Annotated in this window: 2 protein-coding genes; one reads left to right on the top strand and one right to left on the bottom strand. The window is 69.0% G+C overall.

Going from position 1 to position 1,639, the window contains the following annotated elements; all coding sequences use genetic code 11:
- Nucleotides 1-1,006: threonine synthase (gene thrC, locus QRO91_RS22380; RefSeq protein ID WP_285310590.1), on the top strand; the 1,006-nt coding region annotated here is incomplete at its 5' end.
- A gap of 86 nt (nt 1,007-1,092) precedes the next feature.
- Here the strand turns inward: thrC and QRO91_RS22375 are convergent.
- Nucleotides 1,093-1,639: helix-turn-helix domain-containing protein (locus QRO91_RS22375; protein ID WP_285310589.1), on the bottom strand; the 547-nt coding region annotated here is incomplete at its 5' end.

The raw sequence follows: 1,639 nt of genomic DNA, 5'->3' as shown, positions 1-1,639 counted from the left end.
GTTCCATGGGCCGACCGCAGCGTTCAAGGATATCGGTGCGCGCTTCCTGGCCGGTACGCTGTCGCGGCTGCAGGCTGGCCAGGATCGCGACCTGACGATCGTCGTCGCCACCTCCGGCGATACCGGTGCCGCAGTGGCGGCAGCGTTCCATCGCCAGCCCGGCGTGCGGGTGGTGGTGCTGTATCCGGATGGCCGCGTGTCACCGCGCCAGGCACACCAGCTCGGCTGCTTCGGCGACAACATCCAGGCGCTGCGCGTGGCCGGTGCATTCGACGACTGCCAGGCCATGGTCAAGCAGGCGCTGGCCGACCGCGAACTGCAGGCGCAGGTGCCGCTGAGCTCGGCCAACAGCATCAGCCTGGGCCGCCTGCTGCCGCAGATGAGCTACTACGCGCATGCGGCACTGACCCATCATGCTGAAACCCGTCGCCGGCTCAACCTGCTGGTGCCGACCGGCAACCTTGGCAACGCAATGGCTGCGGTGCTGGCGCGTGCGCTGGGTGTGCCGATCGGGCAGATTGTGCTGGCGACCAATGCCAACGCCGTGTTGCCGGCCTACTTCAATGGCGGTGATTACCAACCGCAGGCCAGCGTGGCCACCGTGGCCAATGCGATGGACGTGGGCGCGCCGAGCAACTTCGAGCGTCTGCGCTGGCTCTACCACAGCGATGACGCGGAGCTGCGTGCGGCCTTCCGTGCGTTCGCGGTGGACGACGTGACCATCCGCGCCACGATTGCGGCTGCGCATGCCAGCAATGGCGAGCTGTTCTGCCCGCACACGGCGACGGCGGTGAAGGTGCTTCAGGACCTGCGCGCACGCGGTGCCAAGGGCGACTGGGCGGTGGTGGCCACCGCACATCCGGCCAAGTTCGAGGCGGTGGTGGAGCCGTTGATTGGCGAAGCGGTGGCGGTGCCGCCGGCGCTGGATGCACTGTTGCAGCGGCCTGCGCACGCGGAACCGTTGGCGGCCGATTACACGGCGTTGCGTGAGGTGTTGTTGGGTTGAGCAAGAGCCGCCGGGCATGGCCCGGCGCTACCGAAGGTCAGCGAGCGGGGTAGCGCCGGGCCATTCCCGGCGAGCGCTGGCGGAGGTCAGGCCAGGCCTTCGCCCGCCAGTCCGCGCAATCCGTCCTCGTCGAGGATCTCCACGACGTTCAGGTGGGGCAGGGCAATCAGCCCCTGCTGGCGCAGCTTGGTGAAGGTGCGGCTGACCGTTTCCATGGTCAGGCCCAGATGGTCGGCGATGTCGCCACGGCCCATCGGCAGCGAGACGCGCAGGCCATCGCCGCCCAGCTTGGCCTCGCGCGCGGCCAGGCGCAGCAGGAAGTCGGCCAGTTTCTCGGCCGGCTGCAGTCGCGCCAGTGCCAGTGCGGCGTCCTGTGCGGCGTCCAGTTCCTGGCAGGCACGCTGCAGCAGCTTGCGCTCCAGGTGCGGGAAGCGGCTGCGCAGCGCCTTCATCTGCGGCAGCGCAACGCGGCACACGCGGCTGTCGGCGATAGCCTCGATATCGTAGCGGTGGTGGTCGCTGCCGCTCAGCCCCAGGTAGTCGCCGGGAAGTACGAAGCCATTGATCTGGCGGCGGCCGTCGGCCAGGGTGCGCACCAGGCGCAGGGCGCCGCCAGTCAATGTATAGACATGG

This window comes from Stenotrophomonas maltophilia group sp. Smal32, from assembly GCF_030237085.1.
GTDB lineage: Bacteria > Pseudomonadota > Gammaproteobacteria > Xanthomonadales > Xanthomonadaceae > Stenotrophomonas > Stenotrophomonas maltophilia_Q.
This window is presented reverse-complemented; position numbering and strand designations above follow the sequence as displayed.